We start from the raw sequence: 18,250 nt of genomic DNA, 5'->3' as shown, positions 1-18,250 counted from the left end.
GGGCGGTCGACGTTGCGCCCCTCCCCGGCAACGTTCGTCCCAAGGTAGGAAGGCGGGGGTGCCGCGCCTATTGGAGGAACCTGTTGGCGGGCTGAAGGATTTCCCTACCGCGGGCCATCAGGTGCCAGAATCGGCCATGAATGTGGCGATAGTCGGCAGTTCCAACCCACTTCTTGTCCGAAAGGGTCATCGGGTGCGATGGTGTGCGTCGTGAGCGCGATCAACGATCTGCCGGCCACCGTCCAGGCCGGACTGCTGGCCTCCGGCGAGTTGTCGGCGAGGGAACTGCTCGACGCCACCCTCGATCGCGTGGCGGCGGTGAACCCGGTGCTGAACGCCGTCGTCAGTATCGACGGGGAGCGGGCGTGGGCCGCCGCGGCGGCGGCCGACGAGGCACGGGCCGCCGGTCGGTCGCTCGGGCCGCTGCACGGGCTTCCGCTCGCGGTCAAGGACCTCCACGCGACGGTGGGGATGCGCACCACCTTCGGCTCGCCCGCGTTCGCGGACAACGTTCCCGACGCCGACGAACTCGTCGTCGCCCGGATGCGCGCGGCCGGGGCGATCGTCTTCGGGAAGACGAACGTGCCCGAGTTCGGCGCCGGTTCACACACCTTCAATCCGGTGTTCGGTCTGACCCGCAATCCCTACGCGCCGGACCGTTCGGCGGGCGGTTCGAGCGGAGGCGCCGCCGCCGCGCTCGCGGCCGGGATGACGTCGCTGGCCGATGGCAGTGACATGGGCGGATCGCTGCGGAATCCCGCCTCGTTCTGCAATGTCGTCGGCCACCGGCCGAGTCCGGGGCGGGTGCCGACCTGGCCGGCCAAGGACGCCTGGTTCACCCTCGGCGTGCAAGGCCCGATGGGACGCACGGTCGCCGACACGGCGCTGCTGTTGTCCGTCCAGGCGGGCCCGGATGATCGCGCTCCGCTGTCGCTGGCCGAACCCGGCAGCGTGTTCACCGCCGCATTGCCGTCCCGGTTGCACGGCCTGCGGATCGCGGTCTCGCCCGATCTGGGCGGCCTTGTGCCCGTGGACGCCGACATCGCGACGGTCGTGGAAGGGCAGGTGGACGTGTTGCGCCGGCTCGGCGCCAAGGTCGTCTCCGGCTGCCCGGATCTGACCGGGGCGGAGGAGGTGTTCCAGACCTTCCGCGCGCTGAACTACGCGCAATCCGTCGGCGACCTCGTCGACAGCGAGCCGGACAAGGTCAAGCAGACCGTCCGCTGGAATGTCGCGAAAGGACGTGCGCTCACCGGAGCGGACATCGCGACCGCCAACCGTCTGCGCACCGAACTGTTCCACCGCGTACGCGCCTATTTCGCCGACGTGGACGCCGTCGTTCTTCCCGCCAGCCAGGCACTTCCGTTCGACGCGGAGCTGGAGTACCCCAAGACCGTCGGTGGGACCGAGGTCGAGAACTATCTGCACTGGATGCGCGCGGCCTACCTGATCTCGGCCACGGAATGCCCGGCCACGGCCGTCCCGGCGGGGTTCACCGCCGACGGGCTGCCGATCGGAGTCCAGGTGGTCACCCCGCATCACACGGATCTTCGCGCCCTCGGGATCGCGCACGCGCTGGAGAAGGCGAACGGTCACACCGCTCGCAGACCGGCCTGACCGTCTCATGGTGGTGCCAGCGCTACCACGAGTCTTCCCTCACGCGGGATCGATCACGGCCCTCGCCGCCCGTAGGTTTTGGCGAGAGAGATCACCACCGCTAAGGGGAGACGATGAATTCAGGGGGCGCGTGCGCCTTGTCGCTGGACTCCGTGAGCAAGGTCTACGGATCCGGTGACGGCGCGGTCACGGCTTTGAACGGGGTGACCGTCGAAGTGCGCCGGGGCACGTTCACCGCGGTGATGGGACCGTCGGGCTCGGGCAAGAGCACCTTCCTGCACTGCGCGGCCGGGCTGGACAAGCCCAGCTCGGGCCGGGTGCTGCTGGGGGACACGGAACTGAGCAGGATGCGGGAGAAAGCGCTCACCGAGCTGCGGAGGACGCGCATCGGGTTCGTCTTCCAGGCCTACAACCTGCTGCCGTCGCTGAACGTGCTGCAGAACATCACGCTGCCACTGCGGCTGGCCGGGAAGAAGCCGGACCCGCAGTGGCTGCGCGAGATCGTCGAGGGCGTGGGGATCGCGAAGCGGCTCGAACACCGTCCGTCCGAACTGTCCGGTGGCCAGCAGCAGCGGGTCGCGATCGCCCGCGCGCTGGTCACCCGGCCGGAGGTCGTCCTCGCCGACGAGCCGACCGGGGCGCTGGACACCCGCACCGCGAAACAGGTCCTCGACCTTCTCCGCTCCATTGTGGACGGCATGGGGCAGACCGTGCTGATGGTCACCCACGACCCGGTCGCGGCGTCGGCCGCGCACAGCGTGCTGTTCCTCGCCGACGGCAAGCTGGCGGGCCACCTCCCGGCGCCGACCCCGGAACGGGTCGCCGAGCGCATGACCCACCTCGGGGAGTGGTGACGTCATGTGGGATTTGGCCTGGCAGACGACGAAGACCCGCCTGAGCGGTTTCGTCGGTGCATTCGTCGCGATCCTGTGCGGGACGGCGCTGGTCGCCGGCTGCGGCGTCCTGATGGAATCCGGTCTGCGCGCCGGTGTCCCCACCCAGCGGTACGCCGACGCGGCGGTCGTCGTGGGCGGCGGGCAGACGGTCGCACCGCCCGGGACCGGCGCGCTCGACGGCCAGCAGGTGGCCGAGCAGGCGACGGTGCCGGTGACGCTCACCGGTGCGATCACCGCGGTGCCCGGCGTACGTGGTGTCGTGGCGGAGCAGAGCTTCCCGGCCACCGTGGTGACCGCCGACGGCCGGCCGTTGAACGGGCCGGAAGGCGGCCAGTCGCTCGGCCACAACTGGGACGCCGCCGTGCTGGCGCCGTTCTCCTTGCGCGACGGCCGTGCGCCCGCCGGTGCCGAGGAGGTGGTCCTGGACGCGGACCTCGCGTCACGGAGCGGCGTGTCGGTCGGGCAGCGGGTGAAGATCGCCGTCCGCTCGACACCGGTCGAGTTCCGGGTCTCCGGGATCGCCGCCCCGAAGACGGGCGACGGCCTCACCCGGCAGTCCGCGCTGTTCTTCTCGCCGGAGAAGGCCACCGAACTCGCCGGGATCCCCGGACAGGCGCACGCGATCGGCGTGCTGGCGGAGCCGGGTGTCACGCCGGGCGACCTCGCCGAGAAGATCAGCGCCGCGGTCGGCGACAAGGTGACGGTGGCGACCGGGGTCGAGCGCAGCACGGTCGAGTTCCTCGACGTCAGCCAGACCCGGATGCTGCTGATGGCGCTCGCGGGATCGTTCGGCGGGTTCGCGCTCCTCATCGCGGTGTTCGTCGTGGCCAGCACCCTGGCGCTCGTCATCAACCAGCGCCGCCGGGAGTTCGCCCTGCTGCGGGCGATCGCGGCGACACCGCAGCAGATCCGCAAGCTCATCGGCGCCGAGACGATGATCGTCGCCTCGGTCGCGGGGGTCCTGGGCAGCGGTCTCGGGGTCGCGGTGGGCTTCGGCCTGCGGAACGCCTTCGGTGCCATCGGAGTGATCCCGCCGGACTTCGAACTGGCGATCAGCCCGATCCCGCTCGTCGCCGCGCTGGTGCTGGGCCTGGGCACGGCGCGGTTGGCCGCCTGGTCGGCTTCGCGGCGGCCGTCGTCGATTCGCCCGGTGGAGGCACTCGGCGAGGCCGCGGTGGAGCGGCGCGAACTCGGCCGGGTGCGCCTCATCGTCGGCTGCGCGCTGGTGGTGACCGGTCTCGCCGGGGCGATGGTCCCGATCTTCGTGCGCGGTGAGGCGGGATTGGCGGCTTCGGGCAGTTCGGCGCTGGTGATCGTGATCGGGCTGGGCGTGCTCGGCCCGAAGGTGGTCGCCCTCATGACGCGGCTGGTCGGCCCGGTGCTGAACCGGACTTCGCGGATCAGCGGCTACCTGGCCGCCGCGAACAGCCAGGCCAATTCTCGACGGCTGGCGGCCGCGGTGACGCCGGTGATGCTGGCGGTCTCGTTCGCGCTGACGATGTTCTACAGCCAGACCTCGGCGGCCGCGGCTCGCCAGGAGGAGACCGTCGAGTCGACCACGGCCGACTACGTGCTCGCCAGTGGTACCGGCGGGCTGTCCCCGGAGGTCGCCGAGGCGGCACGGCGTGTCCCCGGTGTCTCCGCCGCGACGCCCGTGGTGCGCACCGAGGTGCTGAACACCGTGCAGGAGCAGGACAAACTGCGCGTCGAGCGGTACGCGGCGCAGGGACTGGACGGCGCGCAGGTCCGCGGGAACGTCGATCCGGGCGTCGTGTCGGGCAAGATCACCGACCTGACCGGGAACACCGTGGCGATGAGCGAATCGGAAGCCGACTGGTACGAGAAGAAGGTCGGCGACGAGGTCGAGTTCTTCTTCGGTGACGGTGCTCCGGCGAAGCTGCGGCTGGTCGCCACCTACACCCGTGAGCAGGCCTTCGGCCGTTACGTGCTGCCCGCCGATCTCGCGAGGGCGCACACCGGCGACCGGATGGACGATTCGGTGCTGGTGCGGCAGCAACCCGATGCGGATTCCGCCGCTGTGACCGCCGCGCTGAACGAACTCGCGGTCCGGTATCCGGGGCTGGCCGTGACACCGGGATCGGCGGTGGCCGCACCCGCGAACGGGCAGCAGGACGCCCAGTTCTACGTGAACCTGGTCGCCGTCGGGGTGATCCTCGGCTACGTCGTGATCTCGGTGGCGAACACGCTGGTGATGAGCACGGCGCAGCGCTCGCGGGAGTTCGCGCTGCTGCGCCTGATCGGCACGACGAAACGCCAGGTGGTGCGGATGATGCGGTTCGAAGCACTGGCGACGGTCGGCGTCGCGGCCCTGCTGGGCACCGTGGTGGCGGGGATCCCCCTGATGCTGCTGAACCTCGGCCTGCGCGGGACACCGCTGCCGTCGGGCACGGTCACCGTCTTCGGCGGGGTCATCGCCGGGGCGATCCTGCTCGGCCTGGTCTCGCTCGGCCTCGCCACTCGCGTGGCGCTGCGGTCGAAGCCGATCGAGGCCATCGGTCTCCGCGAATAGCCGATCCCTGTCGTCCGGTCAGCCCTCCGCGGCGGGCCGGACGGCGGGGATCTTCCCGCCGCGGAAGGCGTCCACGAACAACCGGTGGTCGTCCCGTGACTGCTCGGCGTAGGCCATCCCGAACTCGGTCAGCGTGCGGACGAACTCGTCCTCGCGGTCGCCGATGACCCCGGCGATGGCCTCTTCGCTCTGGAAATCGACCAGCGTCTGCTCGGAGTCCGAATCGGACACACAGTGCATCTTCGCGGTGGCACGGCCGAGATAGTCGAGGACCGGCCCCATCTCCGACGGCTCGGTCAGCTCAGACCAGTCCAGATCGTCGACGTAGGGCGACAACTCCGAGACGACGAACCCGGTCCCGTCGATCTCCGTGTACCCGAGCCACGGGTCCGCGTGCGCCTGCAACGCGCGCTGGGAGACGGCGGTGCGATGCCCCTCGTTGGTGAAGTAGCCGCGGATGCGCTCCTCGGCGACGATGCGGCTCGGCGCCGCGACGTTCCCCTGTTTCATCGACAGGACGACGTCGTTCTCGAGCGCCTGCGTCCGGCCTTCGACGAGGATGTTGTACGCGGGCAGCCCGGCGGAGCCGATCCCGAATCCGGTCCGGCCGACGATGTCCTTGACCCGGTAGGTGATGCTGCCGAACCGCTTGTTCTCCGGGATGGTGTCCAAATAGGACTCGAAGGCCTGGATCGCGATTTCGCGTTCGGCCTGGTCGAGGACGCGGACGCCCGGCCCGTGCCGGAACCTGCGGTCGTAGTCCTCCACGGTGGTCAGCTCGTCGAGCAGATCGATCCGGGTTTTGAGCCGGGCCCTGAGCAGGACGTTGTGCAGGACACCCTCGGTGCTGTCCAGCTGGAGCCGGACGAGTTCGTCGCCGGGTCGCTCGGCGTACTCGCGGACCTGTTTGACGTAGGCGCGCAGATAGGTGCCGATCAGCGTCTCGATGTCGTCGTCGGAGATCGCCTTGCTCCACGCCAGCAGCGCGACACTGGCGGCCAGCCGTTTGAGATCCCAGGTGAAGCAGCCGAGATAGGCCTCGTCGAAGTCGTTGACGTCGAACACCAACGTCCCGGACGAATCCATGTAGCTGCCGAAGTTCTCGGCGTGCAGATCGCCCTGGATCCACACGCGGCCGGTCTCGGCGTTCGACCACGGATCGTCCTCGTGCGCCATGTCCGCGTAGAACAGGCACGCCGAGCCCCGGTAGAAGGCGAACGGGGCGGCGGCCATCTTGCGGAACTTGCGGCGGAACGCGTCGGCGTCCGCGCGCATGAGATCTTCGAAGGCCTCCACCAGCACCTCGACGATCCGCGCCTGACGAGCGTCCTCGCCCTGCTCGCGGATCGACTCGACCACACCTGCCATCACGACCTCCCGACGTCGTTCACGGTGCCACAGGTCGCTTCGCCGGGCAGATCAGATCTTGCGGAAACGCGCGTCCAGTAGCGCGAAGGCGCCGAACGCGGCGATGCCCGCCGCGAGCGCGAGGAGCATCGGACCGCCGTACGGCTGAGCGGAGAGCGTCTTCAACGCGGCGTCGAGGCCGCTCGCCTTGGCCGGGTCGAAGGTGACCGCGGCGACGACCGTCAGCACGCCGATGGTGCCGTACGCGGCGGAGAGCGCGATCCAGCCGATCTGCCCGAGCCGGATCGTCACGGTCCTGGCCGTCCCGGTCGCACCGCCGAAATCGAGCTCCCGCACGAAGGTCTTCCGGAATCCGCGCTGGGCGAGGAACACCGCCACCGCCACGACGGTGACACCGGCGAGAGTGACCAAGACAGGTCCGTAGGACTCCGCGAGGATCCCGGCCACGAGGGAGCCTTGACCGTCGTCGGCGCCCGCGAGGGCGATCTTCACCGCGCTGTAGGAGACGAGGCCGTAGAGCACGACTTCGATCCCGCTGACGATCCTGCGCACGGTCCGCCGCCGCGTCTTCACGTGCCGGTGCCCGGCGATCGCCTCGCCGAGCTGCCACATCGCCAGCACGGCGAGACCGGCCGCGATCAGCCACAGCAGCCACGCGCCTCCTTCGGCGACGACCAGCTGCAGGGCGCCCGCTTTGTCGGCTTTCGCGTGGTCGCCGAGCGCGACCTGTGCCGCGAGCCAAGCGACGAGCAGGTGCACGACCGCGTAGCAGACCAGCCCGCCCCGGGCGATGAGGCCGAACGTCTTGCTGTCGCGCATCGGGCGATCCTCGCCGAGCCGACGTCCGCCCACCAGGCCCGGCCGGAGCAATGTGCCCGAAATGTCGGGCAGGTCACTCTTGATCTCCACCGAGGTCGAGGGTGAAGGCTGGGTTTCATCATCGGCTTTCGAGGAGTGAACATGAGTGAGGACAAGGGTTTCTACTCGATCATCGAGTACGCGGTCGACGGGCCGGAGACCCAGGCGGCGTTGGTGGAGGCCTTCGCCGAGATCCAGGACCGCTGGGTGCGGTTCTACCCGGGCTACGTTTCGGCCCGGTTCCACGCGAGCGTGGACGGGACGCGGGTCGTCAACCTGGTCAGCTGGGCGAGCGAGGCGGACTACCGGCATTTCGAGGAGACGTCCGACACCGAGGGCCGGCTCGCGGCCATCCAGGCGGCGCTCGACGGCCTGCCCGGCGAGGTCGAGTCGCGGGTGAGCGCGAACCCCCGTTACCGCGTCGTCCGGGAGACCGGCCCCGGCCCGCGGGCAGCTGACTGAGGGCCGAAGGTCCCGATCCGGAAAGGACCACGGCCACTTCCGGCCCCGGCTCCCGCGCGAAAGGCTGAGGTGACCTCCACGGGCTAGGGAGCCGCGATGATCCTCACCGAAGCACCGGTCGTCACCGCCGCGCTGGAGGCCGCCGTCCGGGCACCGTCACCCCACAACACCCAGCCGTGGCTCTTCGAAGTCGGATCGGACGTCATCGGCGTAGTCCTCGACGAGGATCGCGTACTCGAGGTCTGCGACCCGGACCGCCGGGAAGCGCGGTTGTCCTGCGGCGCGGCGTTGCTGAACCTCGAACTCGCGATCGCCGTCGCGGGGCGGTCCTGCGACGTGGAGTTCCTGCCGGAGAAGGACCGGCCGGAACTGCTGGCCAGGGTGGGGATCGGGCCCCGGCACCGGGCGAGCGCGGCGGAGCAGCGGCTGGCGGCGTCGATCCGCGTGCGGTACAGCAACCGGCGGCCGTTCGCCTCGACCCCGGTGCCCACCGGAGCCCGGCACGCGGTGCGGCGGGCCGCCGGGGACGAGGGCGCGAAACTGGTCCTGCTCGACGAGGTGGGTCTGCTGGAGGCCGTCGCGGGACTCATCCGGCGGGCGGATCACCTGCAGACCCTCGACGACCGCTTCCAGGCGGAACTCCGGGCGTGGACCAGGGAAAGCGGGGGCAACGACGGCGTCCCGGCCTACGCGGGCGGACCGCGTCCGTCGGGCGGCCTGCTGCCCGTCCGGCATCACGGGGAGAGCGAGCAGGCCCGGGAGTTCGAACGCGATCCGGTCGTCGCGGTGCTGACGACACCGACCGACGGGCCGCTCGCCCAGATCCGGGCCGGACGGGCGATGCAGCGGGCGTTGCTGACGGCGACTTCGCTCGGCCTCAGCGCGTCGTTCTACTCGCAGCCCATGGAGATCCCGTCCGCTCGCGCCGTCCTCCGGTCGCTGCTCGGCGAGAACGCGCACCCGCAGGCCGTTTTCCGCCTGGGTTACGGCTTCCCGGGGTCCACCACCCCTCGCCGCCCGGTCGGCGACGTCCTCCGGATCATGCGGTAGAGGGCTCGGATCCCGAAGGCCACGAGCAGCCCGAGGACGGCCAGCCCGAACGGGCGCAGCGTGATCGTCCAAGGCCACGCCTCGCCGTCCAGCGCGAGATGCCCCGTCTCGTACTCCAAGGTCCTGGCCGTCCACCGCGTGGTCGCGGTGTCGGTGGTGCGCACCAGGTCTTCGAGCACGGCGTCGAACGGGAACCCGGGCCCGGCGTGCAGGTACACCGGTGAGAGCGCGGAGTACCGATCGGCGGCGTGACCCGCGGCGGCCTCCGCGCCGGGCACGACGAGCCGGTCTTCAGCCGTCGGCGTGCCGCGTGGGACGAAGGTCAGTCCGTGCCGGGACCGGATCGGCGAGCCGTCGAGACCGACGGCCGTCGTTTCGACCGCTAGCGACTGGCCGTAGGTGTCGAACACCGCGGCGAGTTCGAGCTCCCGGACCCCGGGAGTCAGCAGGACCCCCAGCATCGGCTTGTCCCACCGGAACGCGGTGTTGAACCCGACGACGGTGTCCGCCGCGTCGAAGCTGTTCTGCGTCATCGGCCGGCTCGAACCGGGGGAGTAGTGGGTCCAGCCGACGGCTTCGGCCGCCTTCCGGGCGGTCTCGGTGCCGGCGAAGCGCTCGGTGACGTGGAGCGCCCCGTCGATCCCGGAGAGGATGCCTGCCGTGGTCACGATGTTCCCGTCGTCGACGTAGCGCGTGCCGCGGATCCAGTCCACGGAGGGGAATTCGTCGTCGAACCCGCCGATGCGGATCCAGTGCGCGGTGGCCTTCCGCCCGTCGAGGAGCCCGGCCGAGGCGAGGACGCCCGAACCGTTGCAGACGCTCATGAGCAGCGAGCCCCGCGACGACTGCCGCTTCAGCCACTCGGTCACCGGCCGCGTGGTCGGCTCGCCGAGATCCGGCAACGCGGGTACCACCACGACGTCCGGGGCTTTCGACGACAGCAGGCGGTCGAGATCGGCGAAACCGAGGTCCGGGCTGAGATCGAGACCGCCGGTCAAGGTGACCGGCCGCGCCTGCGGCGCGACGGTGTAGACGTTGAACGCGCCGGACGCCGCCAGGACCTCGTACGGTGCGAGCGCGTCGGAGACGACGGCGCCCTCGTTCCCGACGACGACCACCGCGGTCGGCTTGGCGGGATCGTGTGCCTTGGGTGTCGGCGGCGGCGCGACCCCGTCGGTTCTCTGCGTGTAGCGGTTCTCGAAGCTGGCGCTGAGCGTGACGGCGCCCAGCGTGACCGGCAGTGCGAGTGCGGCGACGGTGAACGCCAGCACGGTCAGCGTGACACGGACGAAGGATCGCATGGTCAGGCTCCGTACTCGGCGCGGCGGCGGAACATGGCGGCGAGCATCGCGGGCACCATCAGCACGTGCCCGGCCGTCATCAGGGTCGATCCCGAGATCAGGCCGGTCCAGAAGAACGGCAGGAACAGCAGATAGGGCACGTACATCGCGGCCGACATCTCCGCGATCGAAGCCCAGCCGTGGCGCCGGATCCGCATCCACAGCGCCATGCCGAGCGACATGTTCGTCGCCATCACCAGCGCGTTCGCGGTCACGTTCGCGGCGAGGCCCGGCCACAGGAACGACCAGACCGGCTCGAGGACGATCATCCCGGCCACCATCGAGATCAGCATCTCCACGGCGTGGCGGGTGAAGCGCAGGACGGCCTGCTTGCGGGTCTTCTGTTCTGTCGTGTGGTTCATTTCCGGCTCCCTCGGTCGTTGCGACGGGAGCAATGTTCGGCCGCGGCGGGGCACGAGGGCAGGTGCCGGAAGTCATGCGCGAGGTCATGTGACCGGTGTTCAGTCACGCGAGTCACGTCCCTGATCACGCGAGTCACGCCATTACTCACGCTGGGCCCAGTGTGCCCAGTCCGTGAAGGCCTCCTTGAGGGACCCAGAGTCCCTCAAGGAGGCCTTCACGGACTTCCGACCGGAGTAGGTACCCAACGCTCAGAACAGGCCGAGTTCCTTCGCGCGCAGGGCGGCCTGGGTGCGATCCCGCACCTGGAGCTTGGACAGGACACTCGTCACGAGGTTCTTCACCGTGCCCTCGGCGAGGAACAACGTCTTGGCGATCTCGCGGTTGCTGCGGCCGTCCGCGAGGAGCCGGACGACCTCCAGTTCCCGGTCCGAAAGCGGCGTCGCCGACGGCCGGGGTGTCTCGGCGGGGAGCCGGGCCACCCGCGCGACGAGTTTGGCCGCGACGGAAGGCTGCAGTACGGATTCGCCCCGTTCGGCCGCCACCAGCGCTTCGACCAGCCGCGTCGACGAGACGTCCTTGAGCAGATAGCCGACGGCGCCCGCGCGCAACGCGGCGAACACGTCTTCGTCGTCGTCGAACGTCGTCAGCGCCAAGACGCGCACGCCGGGCTGCTCGGCCCGAAGCCGCGCGGTGGCCGCGATTCCGTCCAGCACGGGCATCCGCAGATCCATCAGCGCGACGTCGGGGCGGAGTTCGGCGCAGAGCCGCACGGCCTCCTCGCCGTTCGCCGCCTCGCCGACGACGTCGATCTCAGGCTGGACTTCCAGCAGGGTCGCCAAGGCCTCGCGGAACAACGCCTGGTCGTCGACGATCACCACGCGGACGGTCATCCCGGCACCTCCACGGTGAGTGTCAGGCCCTGGCCTTCGGTGGAGTCGACCGAGACCCGGCCGCCGAGGCCGGCGACCCGTTCGCGGAGCCCGATAAGGCCGAAACCCTTGTCCGGTGGGGAATCCCCGGTGAGCCCGAGACCGTCATCGCGGACTTCGAGGCGGACTCGATCGGTGACGGCGTAGTCGAGCACCACGGTCGCGGCCTTGGCCCGCGCGTGCTTGCGCACGTTGGTCAATCCCTCCTGGGCCGCCCGGAACAGCGACTCCTCCACGTCGGCGCGGGTGTCCCTCGCGGTGCCCTTGACTTCGAACCCGGTCGGCACGCCCGCAGCGGAAGCCTCGTCCGTCAGCGTCCGCAACGCGTCCGTGAGCGGCTCGGAGCGCGGCTCCCTCAACGCCGACACCGACCGCCGGACCTCCGCCAGCGCCTCGCGCGACTGATCCTGTGCCTTGGCGAGCATCCCGTCGGCCCGCTCCGTGTCGCCGGTGCCGATCACCGCGCGGGCGGCCTGCAACATCATCTGGACGACCGTGAGGTGATGGCCGAGCCCGTCGTGGATGTCGCGCGCGAGCCGGTTGCGCTCCTGGATCGTCGCGAGCTGTTCGGCCTGGGCGGCGTGGTCGCGAAGACGTTCGTGCGCCTCGGCCAGCTCCTCGCGCGCCCGCTTCTCCCGCACGACCAGTTCGGTCACCACGGCGGCGAAGACCATGACCGCCAGCGTCCCGAGCCCCTCGCGGAGGCCGTCCATCGGCGCCATCGGCAGGTGGATGAGCGGGATCACGACCGCGACCCCGAACGCCACCGGCAAGGGCAGCAGCAACACGGTGTGGCAGACGAGGACCACGAGAAGCAGGACCGCCCCGACGGCGGCGCCCGACAGCGAGAACAGGGTGAAGCCGAGCGGTAACTGAACGCAGACGTACGCGATCGCCCACGCGCGTCCGTGTTTCTGCACCCAGGGGAAACCGACGATCGCTATCGCCGCGTAGACGAGCCCGGCGAGGAGCGTCGGCAGCACGAGCGTCTCGTACTTGGCCGAGCCGAGCGGCAACGTCACGTACGCGACGAGGGTCAGCACCGCCAGGGCCCGGTTCACGGACACACCATGCCACGCCTCCCGCTTTTCGTCCTCTGAATGCGGTCCTTGTGCACGCAACTACCGCATTCAGAGGACTAAACGCGGGGTTAGGCGATCGTGCTGTTCCGGATTTCGAGCGAGAAGGGGGTTTGGACGTCTTCCGGTTCGAGGTCGCTCCCACCGGCTATACGCCGCCGTAAGAGATCGACGGCGGCCCGCGCGATCGCCGCCTTGTCCGGTGCGATCGTCGTCAGGGACGGCAGGCTGTACGCGCTCTCCTCGTTGTTGTCGAAACCGACGATCGCCATGTCCGACGGCACTTGGACGCCGCGTTCGGCCGCGGCGCGAAGGGCGCCGATGGCGAGGAGGTCGTTGAAGCAGAAGACGGCGTCGGGCGGCTCCGGCAGAGCGAGGAGATGCGCCATCGCTTCGGCGCCGTTGGCGCGGTGATACCGCAGCGCGGGCAGGACCAGTTCCGGGATGGGCGCGAGCCCTGCCTCGGCGAGCGCGGAGTGGTAGCCCTCAAGCCGCTGCGCGGCGGTATGGCGCTGCGGATGCGCCCCGATCGCGGCGATCCGGCGGCGGCCGAGCGAGATCAGATGCCGCACCGCGATCCGGGCGGCCTGGACGTTGTCGATACCGACGTGGTCTATCGGGACGTCGACGACGTGCTCACCGAGCATCACCAGCGGGACACCGGGTGCGAGATCCTCGAAGTCGTTGGTGTGCAACGCCTCCGGGCTGATGATCGCGCCGTCGATCAGATGCGGGCCCAGTGCGGACAGCGCGTTGCGCTCGCGTTCCCTGGTGCCGAGGGTCTGTTCGATGAGGACGTTCCACTCGTGCTCCTGCGCCGCCTGAAGCACCAGGCCGGCCAGCTCGCCGAAGTACGGGATGCTCAGCTCGGGCAGCATCAGCCCGAGGAACCCGGTGCGCCCGCGGCGGAGGTTGCGGGCACCGAGGTTGGGCCGGTACCCGGTCGAGGCCAGTGCCTCCTCGACGCGTTTGCGGTTCTCCGGCTTGACGAAGTCGTAGCCGTTGACCACGTTCGACACGGTCTTGACCGAGACGCCCGCAAGCTTGGCGACGTCCTTGAGCGTGGCCACCCTCGCTCCCCTCCGCAGTGCTCCGGTACAGATCCGGCACAGCCTAGCCGCGCGAACGGCGGATTTACAACGTTGTACCAACGATGTAAATCTGGCATCGTCCCTACGAGTGACATGGGTCACCGCAGATCCGTGTACTCGACTTCCCCGAGGAGCGATCGATGTCCCTGCCCATCCGCCGCACCCTGCTCCTGGTGACCGGCCTCGCGCTCGCGCTGACGGCCTGCACCAGCCGTGAGACCCAGCAATCCGCCCCGTCGGGGGCCGGTCCCGCCGCTTCGGCGGCGCCGAACCAGGCCGCGGGGCCGGGCTGCGCCCGCGAGAAGACCGGCTACCCGCAGGTGGACGTGAAGAACGCGGTCATCGGCTTCTCCCAGTCGGAGAAGGAGGCGAACCCGTTCCGGATCGCCGAAACACAGTCCATCAAGGACGAAGCGAAGAAACTCGGTGTCCCGGACGACAAACTCCTGGTCACCAACGCGCAGAGCGATCTCAACAAGCAGGTCAGCGACATCAAGTCGTTGCTGGACCGGGGCGCGCAGCTGCTCATCGTTGCCCCGCTGAACTCCGACGGCCTCCAGCCCGCCCTCGACGCGGCGAAGGCCAAGAAGGTCCCGGTCATCACGATCGACCGCAAGGTGACCTCGCAGCCGTGCGCCGATTACCTGACCTTCATCGGCTCGAACTTCGTCGAGCAGGGCAAACGCGCGGCGCAGGAGATGGTGAAGGCCACCGGCGGCACCGGCAAGGTCGCGATCCTGCTCGGCGCGTCCGGCAACAACGTGACCACCGACCGCACCAAGGGTTTCAAGGACGAGATCGCCGCGACCACGGGCATCCAGGTCGTCGCCGAGCAGACCGGCGAGTTCGACCGCTCCAAGGGGCAGGCGGTCATGGAGCAGCTCATCCAGAGCAACCCCGAGATCACCGCGGTCTACGCCGAGAACGACGAGATGGGCATCGGCGCGGTCACCGCGCTCAAGGCCGCGGGCAAGACGCCGGGCAAGGACGTCAAGATCGTCTCGATCGACGGCACCCGCAACGCCGTCCAGCTCATCGCCGACGGCAGCTACAACGCGGTGATCGAGTCCAACCCGCGTTTCGGTCCGCTCGCCTTCTCGACGCTGCAGGACTTCGCCGCGGGCAAGGAGATCCCGCCGACCGTCGTGATCTCCGACGACCAGTACGACTCGGCGAACGCCGCGCAGAAGCTCGGAAACGCGTACTGACGATGGAACCGGTTCTCGAGGTCGAAGGCGTGACGAAGACGTTCGCCGGGGTGCGCGCGCTCGACGACGTGTCGTTCGCGCTGCGACCGGGCGAGGTGCACGCGCTGGTGGGCGAGAACGGCGCCGGCAAGTCGACGCTGATCAAGGTGCTCACCGGCGTGCACAAGCCGGATTCCGGCACGATCCACGCGCGAGGCGCGATCTCCACGATCTACCAGGAGGTCAACCTCATCCCGCTGATGAGCGTGGCCAGCAACGTGTACCTCGGCCGTGAGCCGAGGAAGCGGTTCGGGCTGGTCGACTGGGCGCGGATGAACTCCGACGCGGCGGCGCTGCTTGCGGACTACGGCATCGACGCCGACGTCCGCCGTCCACTCGGGACACTCGGCGTCGGCGCCCAGCAGATGGTCGCGCTGGCCCGCGCGGTGTCGGTCGACGCCGACGTCGTGATCATGGACGAGCCGACGTCCTCGTTGGAACCGCGTGAGGTCGAGACGCTGTTCGAGGTCATCGGCAGGCTGCACGAACGCGGGATCGCGATCGTGTACGTCAGCCACCGCATGGACGAGCTGTACCGGATCTGCGAACGCGTCACGGTGCTGCGGGACGGCAGGCGTGTCCACACCGGACCGCTCGCCGACCTGCCGCGGCTGGAGCTGGTGTCGATGATGCTCGGCCGCAGCGTCGGCGACATCCGCTCGCACGGCGCGACGGCCTTCGAGGGCGACCATGAGGCAGGCCGGGAACCGGTGCTGCGCGCGGAGAACCTCACCAGCGGCAACCGGCTGGGCGGTGTCTCGGTGGAGATCAAACCCGGCGAGATCGTCGGTCTCGCGGGGCTGCTCGGCTCCGGCCGCACGGAGACCGCGCGGGCGATCGTCGGCGACCTGCCGCTCTCCGGTGGCACTGTGCTGGTCGGGGGAAAGCAAGTCCCGCAAGGGAATGTGGCGGCCGCGATGCGTGCGGGCGTCAGCATGCTCGCCGAGGACCGCAAGACCGAAGGCATCATCCCGCATCTTTCCGTGCGGGAGAACATCGTGCTCGCCGCGTTGCCGAAGCTGTCCCGTTTCGGTCTGGTCAGCCGGGCCCGGCAGGACAGGATCGTCGACACGTTCGTGAAACGCCTGCGGATCAAGGTGTCGAGCCCGGACCAGAAGGTCGCCGAGCTCTCCGGCGGCAACCAGCAGAAGGTGCTGCTGGCCCGCTGGCTCTGCACCGAGCCGAAGGTGCTGCTGCTCGACGAGCCGACCCGGGGTATCGACGTCGGCGCGAAGGCCGAGGTGCAGGCGCTCATCGACGAACTCGCGAAAGAAGGGCTCGCCGTCCTGCTGATCTCGTCGGAGATGGAAGAGCTCCTCGACGGAGCGGACCGGCTGGTCGTGCTCAAGGACGGTGCGGTGGTCGGGGAACTCGCGGGGGAGCAGCTTACGCAGGACCACGTGCTGGCCGCGATCGCTTCGGGTGGCGCGGAATGACCAGTACCCAGCGGAGAACGGAGGAACCGGGACCCACCATGACGGACACGGCGAAAACGGTGGACCGGACCCGCGTGGCGCGGTGGCTGCAGGAGTACGGCGTGTACGTCGCAGTCGTCGCGCTCGTGCTGTTCAACATCGCCTTCACGGCGAACTTCCTGACCGTCGGCAACTTCCGCACCCAGCTCATCCAGGCCGCGCCGGTACTGGTGGTCGCGCTCGGGATGGCGCTGGTGATCGGCACCGAAGGCGTCGACCTGTCGGTGGGCGCGGTGATGGCGCTCTCGGCCGCGCTCGTCCCGCTGTACCTCGGCGCCGGGACCCTGCCGGCGGTGGCGGTCGCGCTCGCGGCGGGGCTGGCCGCGGGGACGCTGAACGGGGTCCTCGTCGCCAAAGTCGGGATCCAGCCGATCGTGGCGACACTCGCCTTGCTCGTCGGCGGGCGCGGGCTCGCGCTCGTCCTCGCCGACGGCCGGCTGATCCAGTTGCACGATCCGGATTTCCTCGCGCTCGGCAACGGCGAGGTGCTCGGGATCCCGGTGAGCGTGCTCATCGCGGCCGTCCTGGCGGTCCTGGTGGCGGCGCTGGTCGGGAAGACGGCGTTCGGCAGGCGGCTCGTCGCGATCGGCGGCAACCGGCGGGCCAGCGTGCTCGCCGGGCTGCCGGTCAACCGCGTCCTCATCGGCGTCTACGCGATCTGCGGCTTGCTGGCGGCGTTGGCCGGGGTGCTCTCCACCGCCCGGCTCGGCGCCGGCGACCCCGCGGACGCCGGATTGCTGATGGAACTGTCCGCGATCACCGCGGTCGTGGTCGGCGGCACCCCGTTGACCGGCGGCCGTGTCCGCATCCTCGGCACGGTGATGGGTGTCCTGCTCATGCAGCTCGTCCGCGCCACGCTCATCAAGCACAACCTGCCGGATTCGACCGCGCAGATGATCCAGGCCGCGATCATCGTCGGCGCGGTGTACGTCGCACGGGAACGGAGCAGCCGATGACCGCGGCGCCCACGATGGCCGCCCAGGACTCCACCCGGCGCGAGCTGATGACCGGGGTCCTGCAGAAACAGGGCGCGGCGATCGCGCTGGTGCTCATGGTCGCCGTCGCGTGGCTGCTGTTCCCGCGTTTCGGCAGCCTGGACAACCTGCGCGACATCGCGTTGCAGAGCTCGTTCCTCGCGATCATCGCGCTCGGGATGACGTTCGTGATCATCACCGGCGGGATCGACCTCTCGGTGGGTTCGGTCTACGCGCTCGGAGGGGTCCTCGCCGCCTATGGATCGCAATGGGGCTTCCTTGTCGCACTCCTGCTGCCGTTGGCCGTATGCGGGCTGATCGGCCTGATCAACGGGTTGCTCGTCGCGAAGACCGGGATGGCGCCGTTCATCGTCACGCTGGCGTCGCTGCTGTTCGCCCGCGGACTGCTGCTCGCGATCACCACCGAGGGCGCGACGACGTACAAGATCCCGGAGGGCGAGGCGTTCGTCGAACTCGGGCGCGGCACGCTGTTCGGGTTCGGCTATCCGGTGTTCATCGCGGCGGCGCTGTGCCTGATCGGCGGGCTCCTGTTGCGGCGGACCCGGTTCGGGCAAGCGGTGTTCGCGACCGGCGGCTCGGAGCAGTCCGCGAAGCTGATGGGGCTGCCGGTGGCGCGCACCAAGGTCACCGTCTACGTGATGAGCGGGGTACTTTCCGGGCTCGCGGGCGCGCTGACCGCGGCCTATCTGCAGTCCGGTGTCACGGTGATCGGCGTCGGCCTCGAACTCGACGCCATCTCCGTCGTCGTCATCGGCGGCACCCTGCTGACCGGCGGGATGGGCACGATTCTCGGAACGGTCATCGGCGTGGGCATCCGAACGGTCATCCAGAACGTCATCAACCAGATAGGAACTCTCGACAGCAACTACCAGTCGGTGGTCAGCGGTGCGTTCCTGCTGGTGGTCGTTGTTCTGCAGCGGTCACTGGCGCGCACGACCGCCAGGAGATAG

General features: G+C 69.7%; 16 protein-coding genes. 9 read left to right on the top strand and 7 right to left on the bottom strand.

Annotation, left to right across the window (positions count from 1 at the left end; all coding sequences use genetic code 11):
• Window positions 1–210 precede the first annotated feature (210 nt).
• The 3 genes from ACSMFO_RS04335 to ACSMFO_RS04325 all read left to right on the top strand — a co-directional run bounded on the left by ACSMFO_RS04335 (window position 211) and on the right by ACSMFO_RS04325 (window position 5,043).
• Window positions 211–1,617, top strand: a complete 1,407-nt coding sequence (locus ACSMFO_RS04335) for an amidase (protein WP_436457007.1) — start codon at window positions 211–213, stop codon at window positions 1,615–1,617.
• A 113-nt stretch (window positions 1,618–1,730) separates the two neighbouring features.
• Window positions 1,731–2,471: an ABC transporter ATP-binding protein gene (locus ACSMFO_RS04330; RefSeq protein WP_073843433.1), complete on the top strand. Its 741-nt coding sequence runs from the start codon at window positions 1,731–1,733 to the stop codon at window positions 2,469–2,471.
• 4 nt (window positions 2,472–2,475) lie between these two features.
• A complete protein-coding gene (locus ACSMFO_RS04325) occupies window positions 2,476–5,043 on the top strand; it encodes an FtsX-like permease family protein (protein WP_436457006.1) in 2,568 nt (855 codons plus the stop codon).
• 18 nt (window positions 5,044–5,061) lie between these two features.
• Here ACSMFO_RS04325 and ACSMFO_RS04320 read toward each other — a convergent pair whose 3' ends face one another.
• The gene (locus tag ACSMFO_RS04320; RefSeq protein ID WP_436457005.1) at window positions 5,062–6,411 is read right to left on the bottom strand and encodes a DUF2252 domain-containing protein; all 1,350 of its coding nucleotides are present in this window, start codon (window positions 6,409–6,411) and stop codon (window positions 5,062–5,064) included.
• Between the two features lie 51 nt (window positions 6,412–6,462).
• Window positions 6,463–7,320: a DUF1206 domain-containing protein gene (locus ACSMFO_RS04315; RefSeq protein ID WP_436457004.1), complete on the bottom strand. Its 858-nt coding sequence runs from the start codon at window positions 7,318–7,320 to the stop codon at window positions 6,463–6,465.
• A gap of 51 nt (window positions 7,321–7,371) precedes the next feature.
• Here ACSMFO_RS04315 and ACSMFO_RS04310 point away from each other — a divergent pair, with 51 nt between their 5' ends.
• Entirely contained in the window at window positions 7,372–7,731 is a 360-nt protein-coding gene (locus ACSMFO_RS04310; protein WP_378415099.1) for an antibiotic biosynthesis monooxygenase, read from the top strand.
• A gap of 96 nt (window positions 7,732–7,827) precedes the next feature.
• Entirely contained in the window at window positions 7,828–8,781 is a 954-nt protein-coding gene (locus ACSMFO_RS04305) for an Acg family FMN-binding oxidoreductase (protein WP_436457003.1), read from the top strand.
• Here ACSMFO_RS04305 and ACSMFO_RS04300 read toward each other — a convergent pair.
• From ACSMFO_RS04300 to ACSMFO_RS04280, 5 genes are all read right to left on the bottom strand, one after another.
• Window positions 8,715–10,082 carry a GlxA family transcriptional regulator gene (locus ACSMFO_RS04300; RefSeq protein ID WP_436457002.1) on the bottom strand — a complete coding sequence of 456 codons (1,368 nt, stop codon included), beginning with the start codon at window positions 10,080–10,082 and terminating at the stop codon, window positions 8,715–8,717. The two genes, ACSMFO_RS04305 and ACSMFO_RS04300, sit on opposite strands and share 67 nt — an antisense overlap.
• A gap of 2 nt (window positions 10,083–10,084) precedes the next feature.
• Window positions 10,085–10,483, bottom strand: a complete 399-nt coding sequence (locus ACSMFO_RS04295) for a hypothetical protein (protein WP_436457001.1) — start codon at window positions 10,481–10,483, stop codon at window positions 10,085–10,087.
• A 249-nt stretch (window positions 10,484–10,732) separates the two neighbouring features.
• Complete coding sequence (locus ACSMFO_RS04290) at window positions 10,733–11,374, bottom strand: response regulator (protein WP_436457000.1); 642 nt, start codon at window positions 11,372–11,374, stop codon at window positions 10,733–10,735.
• A complete protein-coding gene (locus ACSMFO_RS04285; protein ID WP_436456999.1) occupies window positions 11,371–12,474 on the bottom strand; it encodes a sensor histidine kinase in 1,104 nt (367 codons plus the stop codon). Before ACSMFO_RS04285 ends, ACSMFO_RS04290 begins: the two co-directional genes overlap by 4 nt.
• 89 nt (window positions 12,475–12,563) lie before the next feature.
• On the bottom strand, window positions 12,564–13,562 hold the full coding sequence (locus tag ACSMFO_RS04280) for a LacI family DNA-binding transcriptional regulator (protein ID WP_072027016.1): 999 nt from the start codon (window positions 13,560–13,562) through the stop codon (window positions 12,564–12,566).
• 161 nt (window positions 13,563–13,723) lie between these two features.
• Between ACSMFO_RS04280 and ACSMFO_RS04275 the strand changes: the two genes are divergently transcribed.
• From ACSMFO_RS04275 to ACSMFO_RS04260, 4 genes are read left to right on the top strand one after another with little or no spacing between them, the layout of a single operon-like run.
• Window positions 13,724–14,791 carry an ABC transporter substrate-binding protein gene (locus tag ACSMFO_RS04275; RefSeq protein WP_016334530.1) on the top strand — a complete coding sequence of 356 codons (1,068 nt, stop codon included), beginning with the start codon at window positions 13,724–13,726 and terminating at the stop codon, window positions 14,789–14,791.
• A gap of 2 nt (window positions 14,792–14,793) precedes the next feature.
• Window positions 14,794–16,266 carry a sugar ABC transporter ATP-binding protein gene (locus tag ACSMFO_RS04270; RefSeq protein WP_360128931.1) on the top strand — a complete coding sequence of 491 codons (1,473 nt, stop codon included), beginning with the start codon at window positions 14,794–14,796 and terminating at the stop codon, window positions 16,264–16,266.
• A 38-nt stretch (window positions 16,267–16,304) separates the two neighbouring features.
• Complete coding sequence (locus tag ACSMFO_RS04265; RefSeq protein ID WP_436456998.1) at window positions 16,305–17,261, top strand: ABC transporter permease; 957 nt, start codon at window positions 16,305–16,307, stop codon at window positions 17,259–17,261.
• Complete coding sequence (locus ACSMFO_RS04260; RefSeq protein ID WP_038513096.1) at window positions 17,258–18,250, top strand: ABC transporter permease; 993 nt, start codon at window positions 17,258–17,260, stop codon at window positions 18,248–18,250. The genes ACSMFO_RS04265 and ACSMFO_RS04260 overlap by 4 nt, the downstream gene beginning before the upstream one ends.

The organism is Amycolatopsis sp. w19 (assembly GCF_051373225.1).
Taxonomy (GTDB): Bacteria; Actinomycetota; Actinomycetes; order Mycobacteriales; family Pseudonocardiaceae; genus Amycolatopsis; species Amycolatopsis japonica.
Note: the sequence above shows the minus strand (reverse complement) of the source record. Positions and strands in the feature narration are given on the sequence as shown.

Coding starts and splice junctions, on each gene's coding strand:
- ACSMFO_RS04330 (WP_073843433.1), top strand. CDS start 1,731: ATGAATTCAGGGGGCGCGTGCGCCTTGTCGCTGGACTCCGTGAGCAAG.
- ACSMFO_RS04325 (WP_436457006.1), top strand. CDS start 2,476: ATGTGGGATTTGGCCTGGCAGACGACGAAGACCCGCCTGAGCGGTTTC.
- ACSMFO_RS04320 (WP_436457005.1), bottom strand. CDS start 6,411: ATGGCAGGTGTGGTCGAGTCGATCCGCGAGCAGGGCGAGGACGCTCGT.
- ACSMFO_RS04310 (WP_378415099.1), top strand. CDS start 7,372: ATGAGTGAGGACAAGGGTTTCTACTCGATCATCGAGTACGCGGTCGAC.
- ACSMFO_RS04305 (WP_436457003.1), top strand. CDS start 7,828: ATGATCCTCACCGAAGCACCGGTCGTCACCGCCGCGCTGGAGGCCGCC.
- ACSMFO_RS04300 (WP_436457002.1), bottom strand. CDS start 10,082: ATGCGATCCTTCGTCCGTGTCACGCTGACCGTGCTGGCGTTCACCGTC.
- ACSMFO_RS04295 (WP_436457001.1), bottom strand. CDS start 10,483: ATGAACCACACGACAGAACAGAAGACCCGCAAGCAGGCCGTCCTGCGC.
- ACSMFO_RS04290 (WP_436457000.1), bottom strand. CDS start 11,374: ATGACCGTCCGCGTGGTGATCGTCGACGACCAGGCGTTGTTCCGCGAG.
- ACSMFO_RS04275 (WP_016334530.1), top strand. CDS start 13,724: ATGTCCCTGCCCATCCGCCGCACCCTGCTCCTGGTGACCGGCCTCGCG.
- ACSMFO_RS04270 (WP_360128931.1), top strand. CDS start 14,794: ATGGAACCGGTTCTCGAGGTCGAAGGCGTGACGAAGACGTTCGCCGGG.
- ACSMFO_RS04265 (WP_436456998.1), top strand. CDS start 16,305: ATGACGGACACGGCGAAAACGGTGGACCGGACCCGCGTGGCGCGGTGG.
- ACSMFO_RS04260 (WP_038513096.1), top strand. CDS start 17,258: ATGACCGCGGCGCCCACGATGGCCGCCCAGGACTCCACCCGGCGCGAG.